We start from the raw sequence: 25,567 nt of genomic DNA, 5'->3' as shown, positions 1-25,567 counted from the left end.
CCCGCCTGGATTCAGGCTGCCACTTCGGAATTTCTAACCGGCCCGTTCAGCAGCGCGTCTCGCGTTGCGTCGACGATCAGGTCAACTTCGGCTGAGGTAATGCCGAATGTCGGGGTATACCGCAGCGAGTTTTCACCACCGTGAATGACGTTGATGCCGTTCAGGCGCAAGTATTCCTCGGTCGAACCTTCGCCATAAGCCTTGTATCGACGGCTGTCCAGCTCTACCGAAAAGAGCAGGCCGGTGCCCTGCACGCGGGTGATGCGGCCATCGAGTGTGTCTTTCAGCTGTCCGAACTTTTCCAGGAACTCCTTGCCGCGCTCGACAATATTGTCACGCAGCGCCGGGGTCACCATCTGCAGCACAGTTGTGCCCACATCGAGGGCGCGGGGGTTGGCCGTCATGGTGTTGCCGTATACGCCTTTCTGATACAGGCTGGCGGCACGTTCGTTCATGGCCAGCACCGACAGCGGATACTGGCCGGCATTGAGGGCCTTGGAATAGGTTTCCATGTCGGGGGCTTCAAGGTTCTCGAAGCCGGGATAGTCGACGATGGACAGCACGCCCTGAGAGCGCAGGCCGGCCTGGATGGAATCAACCAGTAGCAGCGTGCCGTGCTCTTTCGTGAGCTGGCGGGCCAGCGCATAGAACTCGGGATCGAGATCGGCGCCCGGATTGCCTTCACCCATGACCGGTTCCATGAAGGCGGCCTCGATGAACACCTTGTTGGATTCGGCCCAGGAAAAGACCTGGCGCAGCTGCTCGGTATTGTTGGGTTCGACCGTGATCAGGTGGTCCTCGTCGCGGAAGGAGGCGAGGAACTTGACGTAAGTTTTGCGGGTGGAGTCGGAGTAGCGTGCGGGACGGTCAGTCCGTCCATGGAAGCCGCCGGTCAGCGACAGCCGGTGAATCTTCCAGCCGGACCTGTCACCACCCGGGTCGGTGGCCAGCTTGGCATTGATGTCGGCAATCCGCCCGGCCACGGTGACCGACTCGGAGCCGGAGTTCATGCACAGGAAACGGTGATACGGGCAGCCGTCTGCGCGGCGATGGCCGATTTCTGCCTTGAGTGCTTCGAAAAAACGCAGGTGGGAGAAGCTCGGCGTCATGATATTGGCCATGACGTGCGGCTGGTTCATGGCCTGGAGAATCTTGTCCGGGCCATGACCGAAACCGAGCATGCCGTAGCCGCCCGAATCGTGCAGCACCGCACCCTTGGAGGTGATGATCCACGGACCGCGGGCGGCCAGCGCTACGTAGGGGTTGACCGCATCGTCGGCATAGAAATTGACGTAACCGGCCTGCAGGGCATCCTTCTGCTCGGCCTCGTCGGCCGCCACCAGCTCTGGATAGGCCGACTTCCAGCACTCGATCACGCCCAGCGCATCGTCGACCGCCTGTCCCAGCCGCTCATCGCGGTCGGCGAACTTCGAAAGGATCTCATCGGACAGCCCGTGGGTCAGGGGTTTGCCGCCGATGCTGCGCAGCTTTGAGAGTTTGTCGAGGATGCTCACGGCTTGGTCTCCGGGGAAGTGGTTAAACGGGCCATTGTAGCAATGGTGGGAGTGGAGGGGCAGGGGGGGTCTTTGGAGTGCGAAGTTTGAAGTGTGAAGTGTGAAGGGCGGGCGTTGGTGGGGTGAGGTGGGGCGTGGAGGTTGGGGGGCTTTGGAGGGGGTGGTGTTGGGTGTTAGGTGTTAGGTGTTAGGTGTTAGGTGTTGGTGTTGGTGTTGGTGTTGGTGTTGGTGTTGGTGTTGGTTTAGGGCCCAGGTTACGTGTTCCTGGACCAGGGGGGAGGGGTGGTTCTTGCGGGATTTCAGGGCGGCGATGACCTGGGGGGTGGTGGGGGCGTTGCCCAGGGCGACGGCGAGGTTTCTGAGCCAGCATTCGTAGCCGGTGCGGCGGATGGCGGTGCCTTCGGTGCGCGACAGGAAGGTGGCTTCGTCCCAGGCGAACAGTTCGATCAGGTCGCCGGCGTCGAGGTCGCGGCGAGGCGAGAAGTCGTCTTCGCCGGTGAATCGTGCGTAGCGGTTCCACGGGCACACGGCCTGGCAGTCGTCGCAGCCGAACACGCGGTTGCCGATTGCCTTGCGAAACTCCTCGGGAATGGCGCTCTTGAGTTCGATGGTCAGGTAGGAAATGCAGCGGCGGGCGTCGAGCTGGTAGGGAGCGACGATTGCATCGGTGGGGCAGATGTCGATGCAGCGCCGGCAGGAGCCGCAGTGATCCCGTACCGGCGGGTCCGGCGGCAGGTTCAGATCGGTGAAGATCTCGCCAAGAAAGAACCAGGAACCCTCGTGACGGTTCAAAAGCAGGGTGTGCTTGCCGATCCAGCCCAGCCCGGCCTTCTCGGCCAGCGCCTTTTCCATCACCGGGGCCGAATCGGTGAATACGCGGTGGTTGAACGGCCCGATTTCCTGCTCGATGCGCCGGGCCAGTTTGACCAGCCGCTTGCGGATGACCTTGTGATAGTCACGCCCGACCGCGTAGCGCGAGATGTTGGCGCGGTCGGCCTGTTCGGCCAGTTCCAGTGTCGGTGTGGCCGCTTCGGGCAGGTAGTCCATGCGCGTGACGATGACCGAGCGCGTGCCGGGGTGCAGTTGATCCGGCCGGCTGCGCTTGCGGCCATGGGCGGCCATCCAGTCCATCTCGCCCTGGAAGCCTTTTGCCAGCCAGTCGTCCAGGCGGGCCTCATAATCGGCCAGGTCGATATCGGCAAAACCAACTGCAGAGAACCCAAGCTCTCGCCCCCACTGGCGAATCGAGCGGGCGAGTTTCTCTGGCGAGCCCCCGCTTTGCCTGTCATCCTGAACATGACTCATTGGTGTGTATTATATCGGGTCGCCGGAATGGACCAGGCGGTAAGACAGCACCGTGGCGATATCCGGTTCTTGGTTGATTATTAAGGTTTTTCCTTGCTATTCTCGCCGTAATCCAAAAACCAAATATCATGCGTGATGAAAGAGATTCAGCTTTTGAGGTCGACGCCGGTTGCGATGACTGTCACCGCGGCCGGTCTGCTCGGGCTGCTGCTGACTGGCTCCGCTATCGCATCCAGCCCAGCTTATATGAAAGCCGATTGTTTGGGTGAGTCTGAGGACCTTCTGCCCCTGCAAACTATGCATCACGAAGTCGAGCGGCCGGAAGATGGTGGGGCAGAGTTCGAGGGGATGCGGGTTGTCCGGAAAGTGGATCAGTGGTCGCCGGAAATCATTCAGCACCTGACGGCGAGTGAACACTGCCCTGAGCTTCTAATCAAAGTCTACTCTGACGAAGATGAAACCCAGCTCGAGTGGCAGGTCGAGCTCGAGAACAGTTTCGTCAGGCATCGCAAGGAGTGGAAGGCCGACGGCAAGCCGATGGAGGCCCTGCGGATCAAGTCGAATGACGAGGTTACCTGGAAGCATTTCGACGATGACGGACTTGTGCGACGACACTGCTGGGATTTTCGTCGGCAGCACCAATGCTAAGAAAGGGGATCAGTATGCTGGCTGTGGTTTTGGGGATTTCGGCAACCGCAAGTGCTGACGCTCTTCACATCGTGGTCGACGAGGAGGCACTGTCTGACCCCACATCCCCGCCGGGTTACCTCCTCCCCGATGGACAATGGTTCAATCACGAGCAGGTCGTTCGGGCCTGCGCCAATAGCGCAGGCTCGGGCAGATCGGTCTACTCGTTGGAAAGCGGGCAATGCCGAGAGCTGGAGCAGCTGGCCGAACCGCAACGAGGGCTGCTGGCCACTGCCGAGGGCGACGTCCAGGTGGTTGACCTGAACACCGGCCAGTACTGTGAGCCGGGATCCTGCGAGGTCATGATGGCGTCCAGTCCGACCATTGAGGATCTGCCGCCGGAAGTGTTTCAGGATCGATTCGAGCAGGTCGTACCCTGATTCGAGATTTTCCAGGCGGGTCGGGCACAAGATAGAGCCATTCTTCAGGGTCTTTCGCGCCCTATAATCAGGTTCATGAAACTATCCCAGAATCTGTACCGGCCCGCCCAGGTGACCGAACTCGACCGGCTGGCCATCGAAGGGCAAGGGATCGATGGTTACGAATTGATGAACCGCGCCGGTGCGCGCGCCTTCGCCACCCTGATGGCACGCTGGCCGGAGGCTCGCGCGATTACCGTGTGTTGTGGCGGCGGCAACAACGGCGGTGACGGCTACGTGGTGGCCCGTTTGGCGCGCGAGGCCGGGCTGGGTGTGCAACTGATCGCGCTGAAGTCGCCCGAAGAGCTGTCCGGAGATGCAGCCCGCGCCGCCCGCGACTGGCAACAATACGGCGGCAAGATCGAGCCGGCCGACGAGCGACTGCGCGGCGACGTGGTCGTCGATGCCCTGCTGGGGACCGGGCTGGATCGGCCGGTGCGCGATGACTTTGCGCGCTTGATTGAACATATCAACGATTCCGGCCACCCGGTGCTGGCCATCGATGTGCCTTCCGGCTTGAGCGCCGATACCGGCATGCCACAGGGAATCAGTGTTCGGGCCGATGTGACGGTCAGCTTTATCGGCCGCAAGCGCGGTCTCTACACCGGGCAGGCGGGGCGCTGGTGCGGTGAGCGGGTATTCGATGACCTGGATGTGCCGAGGGTGATCTACGACTCGGTTCAGCCGGATGCGGAATTGCTCGCCCCGTCGCAGATCAAACAATGGTTGCCGCCACGTACACCTGACACGCACAAGGGCATGCTGGGCACCGTGCTGATCGCCGGCGGCAACGCGGGAATGGCCGGTGCCCCGGTGCTGGCCGCGCAGGCGGCACTCCGCACCGGCAGCGGCCTGGTGCATGTCGCGACCCGCGCCGCGCATGCCACGCTGGCCGCTACCCTGCAGCCCGAGATCATGGGGCATGGTGTGGAGGAGCTGAGTAATCTGGATCCTCTGCTTGATGGTGCCGATGTGCTAGCGCTGGGACCGGGGCTGGGTCGTAATGACTGGGCCGGGGTCATCTGGCGGCGACTCCTGAAAAGTGACAAGCCGCTGGTGCTTGATGCCGATGGACTCAACCTGCTGGGTGATTCGCCTATTGAACGCGGCAACTGGATTCTGACCCCGCACCCGGGTGAGGCGGCGTGTCTGCTCGGGGTCGAGGTCTCGGATGTCCAGGCTGACCGCTTTGCCGCGGTGCGTGAACTGGCACAGCGGTTTGGCGCAACAGTCGTACTGAAAGGCCACGGCACCCTGATCGCCGAACCGACCGGTAACGTGGCCGTTTGCCCGTTCGGCAATCCTGCCATGGCCAGCGCCGGCATGGGCGATGCATTGACCGGAATGATCGCCAGTCTGCGCGGGCAAGGCCTGGATGATTTCGATGCAGCTTGTTGCGGGGTGCTTTTGCATGCCCTGGCTGGTGACCGTGCCGCGTCGGGACGTCGCCAGATCCTGGCCAGTGACCTGATCGGCGCACTGCACCGAGTGCTGCCGGCATGACGGAAGCCAGTCAGTACCAGCCAGCCACCGAGGCCGAGATGATGGCGCTGGGCGAGACCTTGCGTCCGGTTTTCGCCAATGGCGGCGTAGTCTATCTCACCGGTGATCTCGGTGTGGGCAAGACCACGCTGGTGCGCGGGTTGCTGCGTGCATTCGGTTTTCAGGGCCGGGTCAAGAGCCCGACTTTCGGGTTGATCGAGAGTTACGACATCGACGGGTTCGAGGTCCATCACCTCGATCTTTACCGCCTCGGTCATGGCGAGGAGATTCTCTACCTGGGGCTCGAGGATCTGCTCACAGACACCAGCTTGATGCTGGTCGAATGGGCCGAAAAGGGCAAGGGCTGGTTGCCGGACGCCGACTGGGTGATCGAAATTGGCGATCGATCCGACCAGTCACGATTGGTCAGGTTGATTGCGCAGCCGGAGCGTGGTTCGGCCTGAGATTGGGGGCTTCGAGTGCGAATCCAGTCCGGATGACTCACTTCGGTTCGACGCGTAGCAAGACCCTCAGTGAGTCATCCGGACTGGATTCGTCTGGGCTTTGCGGGTTTGTAAGGTCAGTGCAGCCGTTCTTCCAGCGAATCCAGAAAGCCGCGGATTCGGGCTGCATTGGCACCGACATCGCTCATGCCCACGCGCGACTTCGACCGCACGTCGACTTCGCTGCCATTGTTGTGGGCGCGAACCCGAATGACCACGTCATCCTTGAAACCGAACCAGAAGGTGGTGTCGGTCGCTTCGATGCGGCCTTCGTCCTGGTTGGCGTCGACCAGCGCCCAGCCCTTCTGCTCGACCACGGCAACGGCATGGTCGAACATGATCGCCGGATAGACGTGGGTGCGAAAAGTCACTATGTCGGGATAGGCCTCACGCTGCTGCTCGGCGGTTTCTTCGCCGGGATACTCGAGTGGGTTGGGCGCATCCTCGCGCAGCGGGGCTATGGCCACGAATGGTGGCGGGTCGACGGTGTCGGTGGTGATGTCGTGAATGCGGGGCACTGACTGGGCCTGCTGCACCCACAGGTAGGGTACGGCTGCCGTGCCCAGACCGATGACGATGGCCGCCGCGAGACCGCCCAGATTGCCGCGCCGGGTTTTCGGGATGATCAGCAGCGCGATGGCCAGCACGGCCGCGGCAACGCCGAGATACAGCGCCCAGCGCATCAGCGTAAAGCCGAAGCCGAACTCCCACAGCCCCAGCCGCGTGCCGGGACCGGCGATCAGCAGCATTAGCGCTGCGATGAGGGCCAGTGCTGGAATGGCTGTGATCAACTTTCTCATGACAAGTATCCTCGGGTGATCGGCAATCCGCTTTCGCCTGTCAGTCTGGCCACTTGGGTAGTCCGGGTCGTTTCGATTTGCATGATAGGCACTGTATGGGCATTATCCATTGATGGCCCGGTCGGGTCCATACTACCCGCGCAGCTTCGTCGGATCGACTTTCGTCCTGTCAGGCCGAAGTAAAACGAATCAACACGGCGGGTATTGGAACAGAGTTGAAGAGCAGTGCTACCCTTGGAGTTCGTTTTGCAGGGATCGCAACCGGGCCACGGGTTGCAGGCAGCATGCCATGGGCCAGTACTCCAGGATTCTCACGCCACTTCGACGAAGCGCGGTTGATCGGCTTCTCGTGCAGTACCTGGAGCTGGATGACAGTGAGCGGCGTGGGTTTCTGGAACGGTGCCGGGTCCGCTTTCCGCGCCTGAGTCACTGGCTTGAGCAGCTTGTCGATCGCAGTCATACCGTCACTGTGCTGCAGGATTCGGTCCGACATCTGGCCGACGACGCGGCGCGCGAGCGCACGAGTAGCGCCCGGCAAACCGACCTTCCACCGGGAACCGAAATTGGCCCCTGGCGTATTGTCGAGGCGGTTGGCCAGGGTGGCATGGGAATGGTGTATCGGGGCGAGCGGGCTGACGGGGCCTTCGAGATGGCGGTGGCCGTCAAGCTGATCGCGCGCCGCAAGCGTGGACTGGCCGACCTGCTGAGGAGGGAATGCCGGCTGCTGGCAAAGCTGGATCACCCTGCCATCACCCGATTGGTGGATGCCGGCCTGAATGATCGTGCCGGCCCTTTTCTGGTCATGGAGTGGATTGATGGCCTGGACCTGGAAGACTGGCTGGAGGAGAGCGAACGTTCGCTGTCCGATCGGCTGGGCCTGTTCGAAACCCTGGTTGAGGCGACTGCCCACGCCCATCAACGGCTGATTGTGCACGGCGACATCAAGCCGGCCAATGTGCGGGTGCGAAGCGACGGTGGCGTCAAGTTGATGGATTTCGGCGTGGCGCGGCTTGTGGGATCCGATGCGACGGATTTTCAGGAGGTTCGGGCGCTGACTCCGGCGTTTGCCGCGCCCGAGCAGCTTGAGGGGGATGAGGCCACGCCAGGTAGCGATATCTGGGCGCTGGGCGCTCTCCTGTTCTGGTTGTTGACCGGCCAGAGCTATACCAGGGCCCGATGTTCCGTTCACAGCATGATTGCTGCCGCTGGCCATGGCAGAAGCCGGGAGCTCGCGGCCATGATCGAAAAAGCCTGCGCCGATCAGCAGCAGCATCGATACCGTTCGGCCGCGGAACTGCTGGGTGATCTGCAGGCTTTTGCCAGGCATCAACCCGTCTCGGCCCTCTCTCATGAGCGGAAATATCGCGTCGAGCAGTTCGTTCGCAGAAATCCGGTGCTTCTCGGCGGTGCCATTGCCACGGGTGCTGCTCTTGCCATCGGACTGGTTGCGACCTCGGTGATGTATCAGCAGGCGGGGATGGAACGAGACCGTGCAGAGCGTCATGCCCTGGAGCTGGCTGAGGTCGTGGGCTTCCAGGAAGCCCAGCTCGCTGGCATCGATGCCGAAATGATGGGCGCGGAGATGCAATCCAGGTTGCGGGCTGGTCTCGTCGAAAACGAGTACCTGTCGTCAGACCCGGGAGGAGTAGCCGACAACTGGCCGGAGCAACTCGATGGGCTGCTGTCCACGATCAATTTCACTGATTTTGCACTGGAAACGCTTGACCAGGCGATTTTCGACCAGACGCGTCAGGCCATCGAAGAGCAGTTTGCCGCTCAACCGGTGGTGCAGGCTCACCTGCTGCAGACCCTGGCGACTACGCTTCGCAACATCGGGCTGGTACACGAGTCCATCGAACCGCAACAGACCGCATTGCGGATTCGCCGCCGGGAATTGGGTCCGGCCCATCCGGATACCATGGACTCGATGATGGAGCTGGTGCATTTGCAGGCCGTTACCGGTGAATATGAAGCAAGCCTGGAAGTCCTCGAAGAGCGCCTTGAGCTGCAGTTGCCGACCAAGGGGGAGCTGCATCGATCCACCCTGAGAACCATCAACAGCATGGGATCGGTTTACTTCCGTCTCGGTGATCTGGAGGCAACCCAAGAATATTATGAACGCGCGCTGGAGGGACGGCTTGAAGCCCTGGGGGAGCGGGATGGTGACACTGCATTTACCATGACGGGTCTTGGAGCGCTTTACCGCGAACTGGGTCAGTACGAGGAGTCGGAAACCATGCTGCGGCGCGCACTGGATATCATGCTGGAGTTGCATGGCCAGGCCCATCATCGGTCGCGCAACACGCTGCGGCAGCTGGCCCGACTAATGATCGAGCGGGACCGCCCCGATCAGGCCGAGACCTATTTTCGGAGGGTGCTGGAAATCGAACGCCAGAGCCTGGGGGAGCGCCACCCCGAGACCTTGCACACCTTGCGTCGTCTGGGTCAGTTCCAGGCGGGGGCGGGCAACAGCCAGGAAGCCGAGGTCAATCTCGCAGAGGCCCTCGCTGGATACCGGCGGGTGCTGGGGGAGAATCATCCACAGACGCAGGAAGCCCGCAGGTCGCTTGAGGGCCTCGACCACCTCTAACTGGTCAAGACCAGGCGAACTCCCAATTTACTGACCCGGCCGGTTCAAACCGGGGAGCGGGAGGACAAACCAGGGGAACGTCACTCTTCAGATCTTCTTGAGTCGATACAGCCAGTCCAATGCCTCACGCGGGCTGAGGTCATCCGGGTCGATGTCTTCGAGCATGTCGCGGACCGGGTCGGGTTCGGTTGCGGTTTCTTGAGCCGTTGCGGCCGGGGCGCCGAACAGGCCCATTTGTGGGCTGGTTGCCGCTGTGGCCTCGTTTTCCAGGCGGTTCAGGTGTTTTCTCGCTTGGGCGATGACCGGCTTGGGTACGCCGGCCAGGCGGGCGACCTGGATGCCGTAGGACTGGCTGGCCGGGCCCTCTCTGACAGAGTGCAGGAAGACGATCTCGTCGCCGTGTTCGCGCGCGTCCAGGTGCACGTTGGCGATGCCGTCGTGATCTTCGGCCAAGCGGGTCAGTTCGAAGTAATGGGTGGCGAACAGGCTGAAGGCGCGCACGTTCAGTGCCAGCTCGGTGGCCACGGCCCAGGCCAGGGCCAGGCCGTCGAAGGTCGAGGTGCCGCGGCCGATTTCGTCCATCAGCACCAGCGACTGTTCGGTGGCGTTGTGGAGGATATTGGCCGTTTCGACCATTTCGACCATGAAAGTGGATCGGCCACGGGTGAGATCGTCGCCGGCGCCGATGCGCGAGAAGATGCGGTCAATGGGGCCGATACGGGCCGATTTTGCCGGCACGAAAGATCCCGCGTGGGCCAGGATGGTGATCAATGCGGCCTGGCGCATGTAGGTGGACTTGCCGCCCATGTTGGGTCCGGTAATGACCAGCATGCGCCGTTCCGGGTCGAGTCGGCAGTCGTTGGGCACGAAGGCGCTGTCCTGCACCCGTTCGACCACCGGATGACGGCCCTCGACAATGTCCAGCCCCGGTTCGCTGTCGATGGCGGGTGTGGTCATTGACAGGGTTTCGGCACGCTCGGCAAAGGTGGTGAGTACATCCAGGGTCGCCAGGCCCGCTGCCACGATGGCCAGGCGGCCGTGTTCGCCAGACAGTCGCTCGACGAGTTGTTCGTAGAGTGCCTTTTCGCGCGCCAGGGCCCTTTCGCGCGCCGAGAGCACCTTGTCCTCGAAGGTTTTCAGTTCCTCGGTGATGTAGCGTTCGGCGTTCTTCAGGGTCTGGCGGCGCGAATACTCGGTCGGTGCCTTGTCGGCATGGACCTTGCCGATCTCGATGTAGTAGCCATGCACCCGGTTGAAGCCGACTTTCAACGTCTGGATGCCGGTGCGTTCGCGTTCCTGTTCCTCGTAGCGCACCAGGAAGTCGCCGGCGTTCTGGCTTAGCGAACGCAGCTCGTCGAGCTCCACATCGTAGCCTTCGGCAATCACCCCGCCGTCGCGGATGACCATGGGCGGCTGCTCGACGATGGCCGAATCCAGCAGTTCGGTGAGATCGGGGCAGGGCGCGAGATCATCGCGCAACTCGTTGATCAACGGACTGCTGACCGCTTCCAGCGCAGTCTGCAGGTCGGGCAGGCGGGCCAGGCCCTCGCGCAGGGTGGCCAGATCGCGCGGACGGGCGGTTTTCAGCGCGATGCGGGTGAGCACCCGTTCCAGATCGCCCAGACCGTTGAGATGTTCGCGCAAGCTCACGTGCGTGGCGGTGTCGATCAGTGCGTCGACGCCAGCGTGGCGCAGGCCCAGCTGCTCGCGGTCCCTGAGCGGATGGGTGATCCAGCGCCTGAGCTTGCGGCTGCCCATGGGCGTGGCGGACGTGTCCATCAGGCCAACCAGCGTGTGTTCGGTGCGCCCTTCCGGGTGAGTGTCGATTTCCAGGTGGCGGCGGGTCGCGGCGTCGAGTACCAGGTGTTCGGCGGCCGAGACCTGGCGCATGCCGGTCAGGTGGGGCAATTCGCCGGAGAGCATGTCGCGGGCGTAGGCGACCAGGGCGCCGGCGGCACCCACCTGGGCGCCGCGTTCGTGAATGCCGAAACCGGAAAGGTCTTGCACCCGGAACTGCTTGCACAATTCGCGTTCGGCCGATTCGGCATCGAAGGACCAGGGCGGGTGCTCGCGCGTGGCGGCCAGCTCGGCGCGCAGCGGAATATCGGCGCCATCGGGCACCAGTAGTTCGGCCGGGCGCAGGCGTTCCAGTTCGGCGGCCAGTTCCGCCAGCCCCGCGGCATTGCAACAGCGAAGCCGCCCACCGGCCAGGTCCAGCCAGGCCAGACCGTAGCCGCTCTTGGCCGGTGCGATGGCCGCCAGCAGCCGCTCGCTGCGTTCTTCCAGCAAGGCTTCCTCGGTGACCGTGCCGGGGGTGACGATGCGCACCACCTTGCGTTCGACCGGACCCTTGGCGGTGTCGGGATCGCCGATCTGCTCGCAGATGGCGACTGATTCACCCTTCTTCAGCAGGCGGGCGAGGTAGCCGTCGACGCTGTGGTAGGGCACCCCGGCCATGGGAATCGGTTCACCCGCCGACTTGCCGCGATGGGTCAGCGTGATGTCGAGCAGCGCCGCGGCCCGCTTCGCGTCCTCATAGAACAGCTCGTAGAAATCGCCCATGCGAAAGAACAGCAGAATGTCCGGATAGTCCGCCTTGATCCGGAGGTACTGGCGCATCAGGGGCGTGTGTTGGGGGCTGGCTTCGGACATCTTGGTCGAAAACTGAAACCTTGATTCAAACCGGGCATTATAGGGGCCATGACAATCCGACACGATGACGAAGCACTGGCCATGTTGGCAGCGGCAGTGGCTGCCGAGTTCAAGGCTCATGGGCGCGTGCTGGCGACGGCGGAGTCCTGCACCGGTGGCTGGATCGCCAAGCTGTGTACCGATTTTCCCGGCAGCTCCGAATGGTTCGAGCGCGGGTTGGTGACCTATTCCGATGAGGCCAAACAGGAGCTGTTGGGGGTCGGGGCTTCCGATATTCACCGTTTTGGTGCGGTCAGTGAGGTAGTGGCCGCGGCCATGGCGCGCGGGGCGGTTGAGCACAGCCGGGCCGACATCGCCGTGGCAACCTCGGGCATTGCCGGGCCAGACGGCGGTACGCCCGACAAGCCGGTCGGCACGGTGTGCTTCGGCTGGGCGCTGCCGGACGACGTGGTCGAGACGGAGGCCCATCTGCTTCCGGGCGATCGCGACGAAGTTCGCCGCGCCACCGTTGCTGTTGCCTTCGACGGGTTGTTGCGGCGTTTGACCGGTTGAACTCGCATGCCAGGATTCATTCCCAATCCAGAACAGGCAGTTGTCGATGAACGCAAGGTCCGATCTTGTCTACTGTCACCCGAACACGCGGTCGGGCGGCACAAGGCCCAGTTTTTCGGGGCGCTGGGGTATGATCAGGAGAACTGGCATCGGCTGCAGTCGGACTTGCTGGAGCACGCCGACGCGCAGGCACGTAGAGTGACCGAAACGGAATTCGGCAGGAAGTTTGAAGTCTGTTCCGTATTGACCGGCCCGGATCAGCGGTCTGCAGATGTCGTCACAATCTGGCTGGTGCCCAAGGGCGAAGACTTTGCCCGATTGGTTACGGCTTACCCGGAGGATTAGCCATGTCATTCGAACTGCTTGATACGGTCGTGCTTTCCGAGGACCTTCCCGACAAAGGGTTGAAGTCGGGAGATGTGGGTGCGGTTGTGGAGATCTATCCGGGGAACCGGTTTGACGTGGAGTTCGTGACCGGCGCGGGGAAGACGCTTGCGCTCCTGACTCTGAGTGGGCATCAGATCCACGCCATGGGGCCCGGGGAGATCCTGTCTGTTAGGCAAATGAACGCAGCTTGAGTCAGTCCCACGACTTTTCCCGCCTGTTTTTCGCTCTCTGGCCGGACGAGGAGGTTCGTGCCGGGATCGTGGCGCGGCGGGAGTGCCTGGGGCAAGTCAGTCGGCGCCGGGTGCCGGATCACAACCTGCATCTGACGCTGCTGTTTCTGGGGAACCAGCCGGCCGACCGGGTTGCCGCCATCAAGGAGGCGGCTGGTGACGTCACGGCCGCGGGCTGCAAGCTGCGACTGGACCGAATCGGCTGGTTTCCACGGCCGCGCGTGGCCTGGTTGGGCGGTGATGCGCCCACACCGCTAAGCACGCTCGTTGATGATTTGAAATCGGCCATGAGTACGCTGGATCTGGTGTTCGATGACCGTCCATTTCGACCCCATGTCACGTTGTTTCGTCAGGTGCGACGGCGACCGCCCTGCCCGGATTTTGAGCCGCTGGACTGGCCGGTGAGCGAGTTTGCCCTGGTCGAGTCGAAAGCGGGTCACCCTTACGAGAAGCTGAAGAGCTGGCCCTTGAAAGGGTCAGCGATCAACGACAGTCAGTGAGGGGTTGCGAATCTCCAGGGTGCCTCCCGCAGTCATAGCGAAGGAGACAGTCAATTGTTCCACATCTTCGGGTACATCGAACTCTAGCTCATAGCGCTGCCATTCCTCCATCTGTATGGACGAAGACAGGTCGAGCCGTTCGGTTTGCTGACGTCCCATACCACCAAGGCGCGCGTCCATATGGGACGAGCCGCCGGCTGGGGGTGACTGGATGCGGACTACCATTCCGGTGGGCGAGAGGGGAGGTCCCCAAGTGTCCTCTTCCAGTCTGGCCTTCAGGTCGGCCGCGAAGATCAGTGTACGTCCGGCAGCCTTGTCGAGGACTTCCCTTGGCAGCGACTGGGCCAAAGTGGAGGATGGCTCGGGTCCGGTCCGCTCTATGGACAACACATCGCCGTCGATCCGGAGATCATAGGAGCCCAGGGTGGCGTGATGGACAAAGCTCCATGGCCGTTGCAGTCGACCGTCGTCGCCGGAAAACCCGGGAACAGCGATCAGTCCCGGATCGTGGCTGACATCTGCGCTGCAGCCGACCAGAACCAGTATGGTAGAGGCAATCAGGCCGAGCACAGGAAGCTTCCGGTCTTCCGCTTGACGGGTCATGCAGGGGTCTCCACGATTGGGTGCGATGTGGAATACTAAACGATTAGCCTGCTCCCGTCCCGTCTCTGTAAGACGGTAGATTGGCCCTCTGTGGTGATTCTTATCAGGTCACCCCGGGAGAGTCGCTTTCTGAATGCCTTTATCAGGTTTTGAGAAAGTGGTCTGTAGGGTGAGTAGGTGAAAGGTGAAAGGTGAAAGGTGAAAGGTGAAAGGTGAAAGGTGAAAGGTGAAAGGTGAAAGGTGAAAGGTGAAAGGTGAAAGGTGAAAGGTGAAAGGTGAAAGGTGAAAGGTGAAAGGTGAAAGGTGAAAGGTGAAAGGGACAGGTGGATGTTGGAGGTCGGAAGTCTCAGATGGGAGCTGCCCCTCTCGTCCTCTCCCCCTCTCCCCGCAAGCGAATCAGAGATTCGCGCGCCTTCACGTAAGAATTCGCCGTGATCGGGTTTCGATGGCTTGGCGAGCACAGGCCCTATGAGATAATCGCAACCGATCGCGGCACCGGCAAACAGAATCAATTTTGAGAGGTAAGAGACAGTGGACGACAATCGCAAAAGAGCACTGGCCGCCGCGCTCGGCCAGATTGAGAAGCAGTATGGCAAGGGCGCGATCATGCGCATGGGCGATGATGCCGGGCGCAAGGACGTGCCGGTGGTGTCGACCGGGTCGCTGGCGCTGGACGTGGCGCTGGGCGTGGGTGGTCTTCCGCGCGGGCGCGTGATCGAGATTTACGGCCCGGAGTCGTCGGGCAAGACCACGTTAACCCTGCACGCCGTGGCTGAGGCGCAGAAGGTCGGCGGCACGGCGGCATTCGTCGATGCCGAGCACGCCCTGGACCCGAGTTACGCCGAGAAACTGGGCGTGAATGTTGACGACCTGCTGGTCTCGCAGCCCGATACCGGCGAGCAGGCGCTGGAAATCACCGACATGCTGGTGCGCTCCGGCGCGGTCGACATCGTCGTGGTCGACTCGGTCGCCGCTCTCACGCCCAAGGCCGAGATCGAGGGCGAGATGGGCGATTCCCATGTCGGCTTGCAGGCCCGCCTGATGAGCCAGGCGCTGAGAAAGCTGACCGCCAACATCAAGCGCACCAACTGCATGGTGATCTTCATCAACCAGATTCGCATGAAGATCGGCGTGATGTTCGGCTCGCCCGAGACCACCACCGGCGGAAACGCCCTCAAGTTTTACTCCTCGGTGCGCCTGGACATTCGTCGCATCGGCGCGATCAAGCGCGGCGACGAGGCGGTGGGCAACGAGACCCGCGTGAAAGTGGTCAAGAACAAGATGGCGCCACCGTTCAAGCAGGCAGTCTTCGAGATTCTCTATGGCGAAGGCATCTCGCGCGAGGGCGAATTGATCGAGCTGGGCGTGGAACACGGCCTGGTCAAGAAGTCGGGCGCCTGGTACAGCTACGGCGACGATCGCATCGGCCAGGGCAAGGACAACGTGCGCCAGTTCCTCAAGGACAATCCGGAAATGGCCGCCGACATCGAACGCCAGGTGCGCGAAAAACTGCTGCCCAAGACCACTGGCGCGGCGGAAGCCGCTGACGAGGAAGCCCAGTCACAGGCCGGGTGATTACTGGCTGAATCGTGACCGAAGGCCCGATCAAGCGCGCTGAACTCCGCGAGGCCGCGCTGCGCCTGCTGGCGCGGCGCGAACATTCGTTTGTCGAGCTGGTGCATAAGCTGGGCCGGCGTGGCTGGCCGGAATCTGACGTGCAGTCGATGGTGAGCGAGCTGGCGGAGGAAAATCTGCAGTCCGATGAGCGTTTCGCGGAAAGCTACGTGCGATCGCGGGTAATGAAGCACTACGGGCCGGTGCGAATCCGTGCTGAACTGGGTGAGCGCGGCATCGACCGCAGCGCGGCCGAGCGAGCGCTGCGAGAGGAGGCGGTGGACTGGTTTGCCCTGGCGGCGGACTGGTATGAACGCCGTTACGGCATGCAGCCGGTCGATGACCTCAAGGACAAATCGCGGCGCCAGCAGGCTCTGGCCCGCCGAGGATTTGCCCACGAGCACATCCGGGAGTTACTGGATTAGCGACCCTGCCGTTTTTCTCCGGCCTCAACCGAGACAGGTCGTCCCGGCCGTAGCGCCAGCGGAGAGCCGGGGCCCCCGCACGCGCACGGTCTGCACGGCATGCGGCGCAACGTCGCATTCGCTGCTGACGTACACTGCCGTTTGACTTCTTGCTCCGGAGAACACTGATGCCGCGTTGTACTAGCCTCTACGCTTTCTCACTCCTGTTCTGCCTGCTGGCCGGTTCGGTGCAGGCCGGTTCAGGAACGGTCGATGACCTCGAGCCCGAGCAGAAAGCTTTCTGGAACCAGCTGGCATCGCTGTGTGACCGGGCCTTTGCCGGTCGGGTCGACGATGTGACCGAGTTTTACCGCAATGCCCTGGTGGGTCGCGAGCTGGTCGCGCACGGGGTGTCGTGCTCCGATGAGCGCATTCACGTCGCCCTGCATGTCGACGACAATCGTTCCCGCAACTGGATCCTGACCGTTGTTGACGGCACCATCCGGCTGAAACACGATCATCGCTACCCGGATGGTACCGAAGAGGAGATCAGCCAGTACGGCGGCGACGCCCCGCCCCCTGGCCTGCCGCATCGCCAGATCTTTCCCGCCGATGCCCATACCGCCGAGATTCTGCCCAAGCGTGCCGACAACTTCTGGTTCATGGACTTTGTCGATGACGAGACCTTCCAGTACGGCGTTCACTGGCCGAAGTACGGACACTCCGTCAGGCTGTCATTTGACCTGTCCACCCCCATAGAGGCGCCGTCGTTGCCCTGGGGGTACGAATAGGGCGGATGGAAAAGCCGCTCTCCCTTGCCTCGGGGAGGCTTAAACTATATGTCTCACTCTGAGTTTGCCCCATTCCAGGCTTTTTGATGAAAAACACAGCTGACATTCGCCAGGCTTTTCTCGATTATTTTTCCGCGCGCGATCATCGCGTCGTGCCGTCCAGTGCGTTGATTCCGGCCAACGATCCGACCCTGCTGTTCACCAATGCCGGGATGGTGCAGTTCAAGGATGTGTTCCTGGGATCGGAGAAGCGTTCCTACACGCGCGCGACCAGTTCGCAGCGCTGCGTGCGCGCCGGCGGCAAGCACAACGACCTGGAGAATGTTGGCTACACCGCCCGGCATCACACCTTCTTCGAGATGCTGGGCAACTTCAGCTTCGGCGACTACTTCAAGAAGGAAGCCATCGAGTACGCCTGGGAGTTTCTGACCGACACCTGCCAGTTGCCGCCCGAGAAGCTGTGGGTAACGGTCTACGCCGAGGATGACGAGGCCGCCGACATCTGGTTGAACCAGATCGGAGTCGACCCCGAGCGGTTCTCGCGCATCGGCGACAAACCCGGCAAGCGCTTTGAAAGCGACAACTTCTGGGCCATGGGAGAGACCGGCCCCTGCGGCCCGTGCACGGAAATCTTCTACGACCACGGGCCGGACGTGCCCGGTGGGCTGCCCGGCACGCCCGAGGAAGACGGCGACCGCTACATCGAAATCTGGAACCTGGTGTTCATGCAGTACGACCGCGCGGCCGACGGCACCATGAGCCCGCTGCCGGCGCCCTGCGTGGATACCGGCATGGGGCTGGAGCGCCTGGCCGCCATTCTGCAGGGCGTGCACTCGAACTACGAGATCGACCTGTTCGAACACCTGATTGATGCCGCCGCGAAGTTCACCGACGCGAGAGACCGCGACTCGGCTTCGCTGAAGGTGATCGCCGATCATATCCGCGCCTGTGCCTTTCTGATCGTTGACGGCGTGCTGCCGTCCAACGAGGGCCGCGGCTACGTGCTGCGGCGCATCATCCGCCGCGCCATCCGCCACGGCTACAAGCTGGGCTGCGAGGACCTGTTCTTCGCGAAGATGGTCACGCCGCTGGCCGAGGTGATGGGCGAGGCCTATCCCGAACTGGCCAACAAGCAGGACTATGTCACCGAGGTGCTCGAGCGCGAGGAGAAACGCTTTGGTGAGACGCTGGATCAGGGCATGAAGCTGTTGGAAGCGGCCATTGCCGGCCTCGACAGCAGGGAGATTGCCGGTGATGTCGCGTTCAAGCTTTACGACACCTACGGTTTTCCGGTGGATTTGACCCGGGATATTGCCCGTGAACGCGAACTGACCGTCGACGAGGCCGGCTTCGAGGCGGCCATGAACGAGCAGCGTGAGCGGGCTCGTGCAGCCGGCAAGTTTGGTGCCTCCGACGGCATTCCGGCCGAGTTGATCGCCGAGCTGCGTGCCACCCATTTTCTTGGTTACCAGTATCACCAGACCGATGCGTCCGAGGTGGTCGCCATCCTGGTTGATGGCCAGCCGGTCGATGCGCTCGAGGCTGGCCAGGAAGGTGTGATCATTCTCGATCGCACACCGTTCTATGCCGAGTCTGGCGGGCAGGTGGGCGATACCGGCCTGCTCGAAGGGCAGGGTGTACGCTTCGAGGTGTCTGATACCCGCAAGCTGGCCGGTGCATTCCACGGGCATTTCGGCAAGCTGGCGTCGGGCGACCTGAAGCGCGGTTCCCGGGTTTCGGCAACGATCGATGCCGAACGCCGCCTCGATATCGTGCGTCACCACTCGGCCACGCACCTGTTGCATTCGGCCTTGCGCGCGGTACTGGGCGAGCATGTGCAGCAGAAAGGTTCGCTGGTTGCCCCCGACCGCCTGCGCTTCGATTTCTCGCACCATGCACCGCTGAGCGACGAGGAACTGGCCAGCATCGAGCGCCTGGTCAACGAACAGATCCAGGCCAATGCTGCGGCCGAAGCGAAGGAAATGACGTTCGACGAGGCCATGGATGCCGGGGCGCTGGCATTCTTTGATGAGAAGTACGGCGACGAGGTGCGCGTGCTGCGCTTTGGCGATTTTTCCATGGAACTGTGCGGCGGCACACACGTTGATCGCGTCGGCGATATCGGTCTGTTCAAGATCGTGTCCGAAACCGGTATTTCCGCCGGGGTGCGGCGCATTGAGGCCGTGGCCGGCCGGGTTGCGGTGGACTGGCTGCAGGGGCTGGACCGGTCGGTGCGATACGTGGCCGGGCAGCTCAAGGCCAGTCCGGAACAGCTTGGAGAGCGTGTCGAACAGTTGCTGAAGCGCTCACGCGAACTGGAAAAAGAGCTCGAGCGCCTCAAGGGCAAGCTGGCCTCGGCGGCCGGCTCCGACCTCGCTTCCCAGGCCGTGGATGTGGCCGGCGTCAAGTTGCTGGCCGCCAACCTGGAAGGTGTCGACCCCAACGGTCTGCGCGATACGGTCGATCAGCTCAAGAACAAGCTGGGTTCGGCGGTCATTGTGCTGGGCACGGCGGCCGGGGGCGGTGTGCGCCTGGTGGCGGGTGTCACCAAGGATCTCACCGATCGCATCAAGGCCGGCGAACTGGTCAATCATGTCGCCGGCCAGGTCGGCGGCAAGGGCGGCGGTCGCCCGGACTTTGCCCAGGCCGGTGGCAAGGATGCCGCGGCACTGCCGTCGGCGCTGGAGTCGGTTGAAGGCTGGGTGTCTGAGCGCCTGGGCTGAGCATCATTCTGTTCGGACCAAGGTACAGGTGACTTGGGCGGCCGGAATGGGTACCCTTGTGCCGGTTTCCAGAACAGCCAGAAAAACACCATGACCGAACCGCTTTGGACGCCCTCGGCCGAGCGCCGTGCCGCCACCAACATGAGCCGTTTCATCCAGTTGATCGCCGGGCAACTCGACCCCGGGGTGCATGACTGGGAGACGTTGTATCAGTGGTCGATCGCTCACCCCGAAGCGTTCTGGAACGCGGTATGGGAGTTTGGCGGAGTAGTGGCCGAAACCCGCGGCAAACGGGTCACGGAGAACTGGCCGGCCATGCCTGGCACCCGTTGGTTCCCGGAGGCCCGGCTGAACTTCGCCGAGAATCTTCTCAAGCACCGAGATGAGCGCACCGCGCTGATCTTTGCCGGCGAGAGTGGTATGCGCCGCGAGATCAGCTACCAAGACCTGCATACGGAAGTCGCGCGGGTGGCGCGGGCCCTGCGCGAGATGGGTGTGAAAGAAGGCGATCGGGTGGCCGGCTACCTGCCCAACCTGCCCGAAACCGTCATCGCCATGCTGGCGGCCAGCTCCATCGGCGCGGTTTGGTCGTCGTGCTCGCCGGACTTCGGCGTACAGGGCGTGCTGGACCGTTTCGGCCAGATCGAGCCGAAAGTGCTCTTCGTTGCCGCCGCCTACCGCTACAACGGCAAGGATTTCGACTGCCTCGGCCGGGTGCGCGAGCTGGTCGAGCAAATGCCCTCGATCGAGCGCGTTGTCGTCACCCCCTACATGGCCGAATCGCCGGATCTGTCGGGCCTGGAAAACGCCGTCATGTGGGACGAGTTCGCCGACAACGATGCCGAAACCATCGAGTTCGCGCAACTGCCCTTCGATCATCCGCTCTACATTCTCTACTCCTCCGGCACCACCGGTGTGCCCAAGTGCATCGTCCATGGTGCCGGCGGCACCCTGTTGCAGCACCTCAAGGAGCTGCAGTTGCATACCGATCTCAGGCGCGACGACAAGCTGTTCTATTTCACTACCTGCGGCTGGATGATGTGGAACTGGCTGGTGTCCGGCCTGGCCGTGGGCTCGACCGTGGTGCTCTACGACGGCTCGCCGTTTTATCCCGACGGCAACGTGCTTTGGGACCTGGCCGACGAGGTCGGGATTTCCGTGTTCGGCACCTCGGCCAAGTGGATCGCCGCCTGCGACAAGGCCGGCATCAAACCGCGCCAGTCGCATCGGCTGGAATCCCTCAAGGCCATTCTCTCGACCGGCTCGCCGCTGCTGCCCGAATCGTTCGATTACGTCTACCGCGACGTCAAGGAGGACCTGCAGCTCAGCTCGATTTCAGGCGGCACCGATATCGTGTCGTGTTTTGCACTGGGCAACCCCCTGCTGCCGGTCTACAAGGGCGAGTTGCAGTGCCGCGGCCTGGGCATGAAGGTGGAAATTCGTGCCGACGATGGTCGCGTGGTCGAGGACGAGACTGGCGAGCTGACCTGTTCGATGCCCTTTCCCTGCATGCCGGTGAAGTTCTGGAATGATCCGGACGGGTCGCGGTATCGCGGCGCGTACTTCGAAACCCACGAAGGCGTGTGGGCCCATGGCGACTACGCCCGCCTGACGCCGCGCGGCGGGGTGGTCATCTATGGCCGCTCGGATGCCACGCTCAATCCGGGCGGGGTGCGCATCGGCACCGCCGAAATCTATCGCCAGGTCGAGAAGCTCGACGAGATCATCGAATCGATCTGCGTCGGCCAGGACTGGGAAGGCGATGTGCGCGTGGTGTTGTTCGTGCGGTTGCGAGATGGCGTTGAGCTCGACGACGATCTGCGTGACCGCATACGCAAAACCGTCCGTGCCAATGCCACCCCGCGCCATGTCCCGGCAAAGATCATTGCCGTGCCCGATATCCCGCGCACGGTTTCAGGAAAGATCGTCGAGCTGGCCGTGCGCGATGTCATTCATGGGCGCGAGGTCAAGAACACCTCGGCCCTGGCCAATCCCGAAGCCCTGGACCATTACCGGGACCTGGACGCACTGAAGAGCTAGCCATAGCCCCCGCCACCAGGGGTGCGAATGACGAGCAGGTCGCCGCGGCCGACTTCGGCCCGGTCGATGCCGGTCAGCTCGTTCACGCTGCCGTCCTGGCGTTCGATCCACGCCTGGCCGGTTTTGGCATCGCCGCCGCCCTGAATGCCCGAAGGCGCGATCCTGCGGCTGTTGGCGAGCAGGGCGACGGTCATTTCTTCGAGGAAGCGGATGCGGCGCTCGCAGCCGTTGCCGCCGCGCCAGCGGCCCTCGCCGCCTGAATCGGGTCGTACGCCGAAGCCGTCCAGGCGAACGGGGAAGCGGGTCTCCAGGATTTCGGGGTCGGTCAGGCGCGAGTTGGTCATGTGTACGTGCACCGCGTCGGCGCCGTTGAATCCCTCGCCGGCACCGGCGCCGCCGCAAAGCGTTTCGTAGTGCTGGTGACGGTCATTGCCGAAGGTGAGGTTGTTCATGGTGCCCTGGCTGTTGGCGAGCACACCCATGGCCGCAAGCAGCGCGTCGGTGACGACCTGGCTGGTTTCGACATTGCCGGCGACCACGGCGGCCGGATGCACGGGGCTGAGCATGGAGCCTTCGGGCACGACCAAGTCGATGGGCGCCATGCAGCCGTCGTTCAAGGGAATGTCGTCGGCGACCAGGGTGCGCAGTACGTAGAGCACGGCGGCACGGGTGACCGCGCGCGGGGCGTTGAAGTTGTCGCCCTGCTGCTCGCTGGTGCCGGTGAAGTCGATGGTGGCTTGGCGTCTTTCACGATCCACGCTCACGCGCACTTCGACCTGCGCGCCGTTGTCGAGATGCTTGATCCAGTGACCGTCGCCGAGCCGGTCGAGCACGCGCCGGACCTGCTCGGCGGCATTGTCCTGCACATGACCCATGTAGGCGCGCACGACTTTAAGGCCGAACTGATCGACCATGCCGTGGAGTTCCTGGATGCCGCGGGCGTTGGCCGCGATCTGGGCCCTCAGGTCGGCGAGGTTCTGGTCGAGATTGCGTACCGGCCAGTCGCCGCCGGTGAATACCTCGGTGAGTGCGTCTTCGAGCAGTTCGCCGGCGCGCACCGCACGCATCGGCCCGATCAGCACGCCTTCCTCGTCGATGGTGTGGCTGTGCGGCGGCATGGAGCCGGGTGTGATGCCGCCGACATCGGCGTGGTGGGCGCGGCTGGCGGTGTAGAACAGCACCTCGCCGTCGTCGTCGAAGCAGGGGCTGACCACGGTGAGATCGGGCAGGTGGGTGCCGCCTGAATAAGGATCGTTGAGCAGAAAGACATCGCCCGGGGCCATGTCGTCGCCGAAGGCGTCGATGACCGAGCGCACGCTCTCGCCCATCGAGCCCAGGTGAACCGGCACGTGCGGAGCGTTGGCGACCAGGTGACCCTGGCCGTCGAACAGCGCGCAGGAGAAATCCAGCCGTTCCTTGATGTTGGCCGACCAGGCGGTCTGCTGCAGCACGGCACCCATGTGCTCGGCGATGGCCATGAACAGGTTGTTGAAGACTTCCAGCATGACCGGGTCGGCGCGGGTGCCGATATCGACCGTGTCCTCGGCGCCGTGGCGACGGTCCAGCACCAGGTGCCCGCGGCGGTTGCGTCGGGCCGACCAGTTCGGTTCCAGTACGGTGGTGGAGTTGGGTTCGATGATGATGGCCGGGCCGTCGATGCGCTGGTTTGGGGCGAGGGTGTCGCGCTTGTAAACCGGTGTGTTGGCATGGTTTCGGCCAGCCATGAAGGTGGCTACGCGCGCGGCCGGTTCGGGGGCGGTATCGGCGCTGCCGGTCTCGAGTTCGGCTTCCTCGGCCATGGCCTGGCTGTGGCCGATGGCCTCGACGATGCCGGCCTCGATGACCAGCGCCCGGTTTTTCATGGTGAAGCCGAATTTCTGCTTGTGCAGCCGGGCGAAGGCGCGTTCGATAGCATCGCGTGCGCCGTGATCGACCAGCAGCGTGGTGTCGGTGCCGGTGTACTTGACCTGCAGCTTGCGATCCACGCTGATGGCTTTCGGCTCGATGCCCTGGGCGGTGAGTTCCTCGCGCGCGTCCTGTTCGACAGGGCGGAAGTCGTCGTCGAGCTGCCGGGGCAGGGCATCGTCGAGTTCGGTATTGACGCTGAACTCGCGCATGGCGGTGACATCGGCCAGGCCCATGCCGTAGGCCGAGAGCACGCCGGCATGCGGGTGGATCAGGACTTGCGAGATGCCCAGCTCGTCGGCCACCAGGCAGGCGTGCTGGCCGCCGGCGCCGCCGAAACAGTTGAGCGTGTAGCCGGTCACGTCGTGGCCACGCTGCACCGAGACCTTCTTGATGGCATTGGCCATGTTGGCCACGGCGATGGACAGAAAACCCTCGGCGACTTGCTTCGGGCCACGTTCGTCGCCGGTGGTCTCGCGGATTTCCTCGCACAGCTCACTGAATTTTTTGTCGACGACGTCGGCATCGAGCGGCTGGTCGGCATCGGGACCGAACACGTGGGGAAAGAAGTCGGGCTGGAGCTTGCCGAGCATGACATTGCAGTCGGTGACCGTCAGCGGCCCGCCTCGTCGATAGCTGGCCGGGCCGGGATCGGCGCCGGCCGAGTCGGGGCCGACGCGGTAGCGGCTGCCGTCGAAATGCAGTTTCGAGCCGCCGCCGGCGGCCACGGTGTGGATCTCGAGCATGGGTACGCGCAGACGCACGCCAGCGATCATTGTTTCGAAGCTACGCTCGAACTCGCCGGCATAGTGCGAGACGTCGGTCGATGTGCCGCCCATGTCGAAGCCGATCACGCGCTCGCAGCCGGCCATGGCGGCGGTGCGCACGCAACCGACGATGCCGCCGGCCGGGCCGGAAAGGATGGCGTCCTTGCCGGCGAAGGTCTGGGCGTCGGTCAGGCCGCCGTCGGATTTCATGAACTGCAGGGTGACCTCGCCGAGATCGGCGGCGACGCGGTCGGCGTAGCGCTTAAGCACCGGCGAGAGGTAGGCGTCGACCACGGTGGTGTCGCCACGGCCGATGAATCGGATCAGCGGGCTGACCTGGTGGGACAGGCTGACCTGCCTAAAGCCGATCTCGCGCGCGATCCGGCCGACCTGGCGTTCGTGTTCGGGGTGGCGGTAGCCGTGAACGAAGATGACCGCCAGGGCGCGAATGCCCTGGTCGAAGACTTTTTGCAGTTGTTGGCGGATTTGGTCGGGGTCGGGGGCCTGCAGGACCTCGCCATGGGCGTCGATGCGCTCGTCGATCTCGATGACCTGGTCGTAGAGCTGCTCGGGGCGTCGGATATCGAGCGCGAAGATCTCCGGGCGCGACTGGTGGCCGATGAACAGCGCGTCGCGAAAGCCTCTGGTGGTGACCAGCACGGTCGGTTCCCCGCGCCGTTCGAGCAGGGCATTGGTCGCCACCGTGGTGCCCATGCGCACATGTTCGATGTCGGCATCGGGAATGGGATCGTCCGAGTCGAGCCCCAGCAGGCGGCGAATGCCCTCGGTGGCCGCATCCTCGTACTGGTCGGGATTCTCCGACAGCAGCTTGGTCGCGACCAGTTCGCCATCGGGCCGGCGCGCGACCAGGTCGGTGAACGTGCCGCCGCGGTCGATCCAGAAACGCCAGCGAGACTTGCCACCTGGACCGGTGACCTTGTTGGAGACAGGTGCGGAAGCCATGGAGAGACTTTACCGTGTATCGTTGTACCCGGGCAGCTAAAATTCGCGGGGCGTCAGCTTTGAATGAGGGTGCTCAATGAGCATTGGCTGCGTTATAATGCTCGGCTTGCACTCGCTGGCTGCCGCTTGGTCAGTG

At 63.1% G+C, this 25,567-nt stretch carries 20 protein-coding genes; 14 read left to right on the top strand and 6 right to left on the bottom strand.

Features of this window, described 5'->3' with window-relative positions; translation table 11 throughout:
- Window positions 1-11: 11 nt before the first annotated feature.
- On the bottom strand, window positions 12-1,514 hold the full coding sequence (locus IC757_RS10865; RefSeq protein WP_190974334.1) for an aminotransferase class III-fold pyridoxal phosphate-dependent enzyme: 1,503 nt from the start codon (window positions 1,512-1,514) through the stop codon (window positions 12-14).
- A 180-nt stretch (window positions 1,515-1,694) separates the two neighbouring features.
- Window positions 1,695-2,819: a tRNA epoxyqueuosine(34) reductase QueG gene (queG, locus tag IC757_RS10860; protein ID WP_190974333.1), complete on the bottom strand. Its 1,125-nt coding sequence runs from the start codon at window positions 2,817-2,819 to the stop codon at window positions 1,695-1,697.
- Window positions 2,820-2,954: 135 nt separating this feature from the next.
- On the opposite strand from queG, the gene IC757_RS10855 reads away from it, so the two are divergent.
- The 4 genes from IC757_RS10855 (at window position 2,955) to tsaE (ending at window position 5,871) form a co-directional block, all read left to right on the top strand.
- Window positions 2,955-3,467: a type VI secretion system tube protein Hcp gene (locus IC757_RS10855; protein ID WP_190974332.1), complete on the top strand. Its 513-nt coding sequence runs from the start codon at window positions 2,955-2,957 to the stop codon at window positions 3,465-3,467.
- A 14-nt stretch (window positions 3,468-3,481) separates the two neighbouring features.
- Window positions 3,482-3,886 carry a hypothetical protein gene (locus IC757_RS10850; RefSeq protein ID WP_190974331.1) on the top strand — a complete coding sequence of 135 codons (405 nt, stop codon included), beginning with the start codon at window positions 3,482-3,484 and terminating at the stop codon, window positions 3,884-3,886.
- A gap of 75 nt (window positions 3,887-3,961) precedes the next feature.
- Complete coding sequence (locus IC757_RS10845) at window positions 3,962-5,428, top strand: NAD(P)H-hydrate dehydratase (protein WP_190974330.1); 1,467 nt, start codon at window positions 3,962-3,964, stop codon at window positions 5,426-5,428.
- The gene (gene tsaE / locus IC757_RS10840; protein WP_223846097.1) at window positions 5,425-5,871 is read left to right on the top strand and encodes a tRNA (adenosine(37)-N6)-threonylcarbamoyltransferase complex ATPase subunit type 1 TsaE; all 447 of its coding nucleotides are present in this window, start codon (window positions 5,425-5,427) and stop codon (window positions 5,869-5,871) included. Before IC757_RS10845 ends, tsaE begins: the two co-directional genes overlap by 4 nt.
- 116 nt (window positions 5,872-5,987) lie before the next feature.
- Here tsaE and IC757_RS10835 read toward each other — a convergent pair whose 3' ends face one another.
- Window positions 5,988-6,710 (bottom strand): DUF1499 domain-containing protein, encoded by a 723-nt coding sequence (locus IC757_RS10835; RefSeq protein ID WP_190974329.1) that lies wholly within the window; start codon window positions 6,708-6,710, stop codon window positions 5,988-5,990.
- A 289-nt stretch (window positions 6,711-6,999) separates the two neighbouring features.
- Between IC757_RS10835 and IC757_RS10830 the strand changes: the two genes are divergently transcribed.
- Window positions 7,000-9,300 carry a serine/threonine-protein kinase gene (locus IC757_RS10830; RefSeq protein ID WP_190974328.1) on the top strand — a complete coding sequence of 767 codons (2,301 nt, stop codon included), beginning with the start codon at window positions 7,000-7,002 and terminating at the stop codon, window positions 9,298-9,300.
- Window positions 9,301-9,387: 87 nt separating this feature from the next.
- On the opposite strand, the gene mutS is transcribed toward IC757_RS10830, so the two are convergent.
- Window positions 9,388-11,952, bottom strand: coding sequence for a DNA mismatch repair protein MutS (gene mutS, locus IC757_RS10825; protein ID WP_190974327.1), 2,565 nt, complete (start codon window positions 11,950-11,952; stop codon window positions 9,388-9,390).
- A 48-nt stretch (window positions 11,953-12,000) separates the two neighbouring features.
- On the opposite strand from mutS, the gene IC757_RS10820 reads away from it, so the two are divergent.
- From IC757_RS10820 to thpR, 4 genes are read left to right on the top strand one after another with little or no spacing between them, the layout of a single operon-like run.
- Window positions 12,001-12,504 (top strand): CinA family protein, encoded by a 504-nt coding sequence (locus tag IC757_RS10820; RefSeq protein WP_223846096.1) that lies wholly within the window; start codon window positions 12,001-12,003, stop codon window positions 12,502-12,504.
- 6 nt (window positions 12,505-12,510) lie between these two features.
- On the top strand, window positions 12,511-12,849 hold the full coding sequence (locus IC757_RS10815) for a DUF6883 domain-containing protein (protein ID WP_190974326.1): 339 nt from the start codon (window positions 12,511-12,513) through the stop codon (window positions 12,847-12,849).
- A gap of 2 nt (window positions 12,850-12,851) precedes the next feature.
- On the top strand, window positions 12,852-13,082 hold the full coding sequence (locus IC757_RS10810; RefSeq protein WP_190974325.1) for a DUF4926 domain-containing protein: 231 nt from the start codon (window positions 12,852-12,854) through the stop codon (window positions 13,080-13,082).
- On the top strand, window positions 13,079-13,621 hold the full coding sequence (gene thpR / locus IC757_RS10805; RefSeq protein WP_190974324.1) for an RNA 2',3'-cyclic phosphodiesterase: 543 nt from the start codon (window positions 13,079-13,081) through the stop codon (window positions 13,619-13,621). Before IC757_RS10810 ends, thpR begins: the two co-directional genes overlap by 4 nt.
- On the opposite strand, the gene IC757_RS10800 is transcribed toward thpR, so the two are convergent.
- The gene (locus IC757_RS10800; RefSeq protein ID WP_190974323.1) at window positions 13,598-14,224 is read right to left on the bottom strand and encodes a hypothetical protein; all 627 of its coding nucleotides are present in this window, start codon (window positions 14,222-14,224) and stop codon (window positions 13,598-13,600) included. The two genes, thpR and IC757_RS10800, sit on opposite strands and share 24 nt — an antisense overlap.
- Before the next feature lie 531 nt (window positions 14,225-14,755).
- On the opposite strand from IC757_RS10800, the gene recA reads away from it, so the two are divergent.
- The 5 genes from recA (at window position 14,756) to IC757_RS10775 (ending at window position 21,796) form a co-directional block, all read left to right on the top strand.
- Window positions 14,756-15,799, top strand: coding sequence for a recombinase RecA (gene recA, locus IC757_RS10795; RefSeq protein ID WP_190974322.1), 1,044 nt, complete (start codon window positions 14,756-14,758; stop codon window positions 15,797-15,799).
- Window positions 15,800-15,813: 14 nt separating this feature from the next.
- Window positions 15,814-16,263 (top strand): regulatory protein RecX, encoded by a 450-nt coding sequence (locus IC757_RS10790; RefSeq protein ID WP_190974321.1) that lies wholly within the window; start codon window positions 15,814-15,816, stop codon window positions 16,261-16,263.
- A 167-nt stretch (window positions 16,264-16,430) separates the two neighbouring features.
- The gene (locus IC757_RS10785) at window positions 16,431-17,033 is read left to right on the top strand and encodes a hypothetical protein (RefSeq protein ID WP_190974320.1); all 603 of its coding nucleotides are present in this window, start codon (window positions 16,431-16,433) and stop codon (window positions 17,031-17,033) included.
- 86 nt (window positions 17,034-17,119) lie between these two features.
- Window positions 17,120-19,756 carry an alanine--tRNA ligase gene (gene alaS, locus IC757_RS10780; protein WP_190974319.1) on the top strand — a complete coding sequence of 879 codons (2,637 nt, stop codon included), beginning with the start codon at window positions 17,120-17,122 and terminating at the stop codon, window positions 19,754-19,756.
- Window positions 19,757-19,846: 90 nt separating this feature from the next.
- Window positions 19,847-21,796 carry an acetoacetate--CoA ligase gene (locus IC757_RS10775; RefSeq protein WP_190974318.1) on the top strand — a complete coding sequence of 650 codons (1,950 nt, stop codon included), beginning with the start codon at window positions 19,847-19,849 and terminating at the stop codon, window positions 21,794-21,796.
- On the opposite strand, the gene IC757_RS10770 is transcribed toward IC757_RS10775, so the two are convergent.
- On the bottom strand, window positions 21,793-25,431 hold the full coding sequence (locus IC757_RS10770) for a hydantoinase B/oxoprolinase family protein (protein WP_190974317.1): 3,639 nt from the start codon (window positions 25,429-25,431) through the stop codon (window positions 21,793-21,795). The genes IC757_RS10775 and IC757_RS10770 overlap by 4 nt on opposite strands.
- Window positions 25,432-25,567 lie beyond the last annotated feature (136 nt).

The organism is Wenzhouxiangella sp. AB-CW3 (assembly GCF_014725735.1).
Classification (GTDB): domain Bacteria; phylum Pseudomonadota; class Gammaproteobacteria; order Xanthomonadales; family Wenzhouxiangellaceae; genus Wenzhouxiangella.
This window is presented reverse-complemented; position numbering and strand designations above follow the sequence as displayed.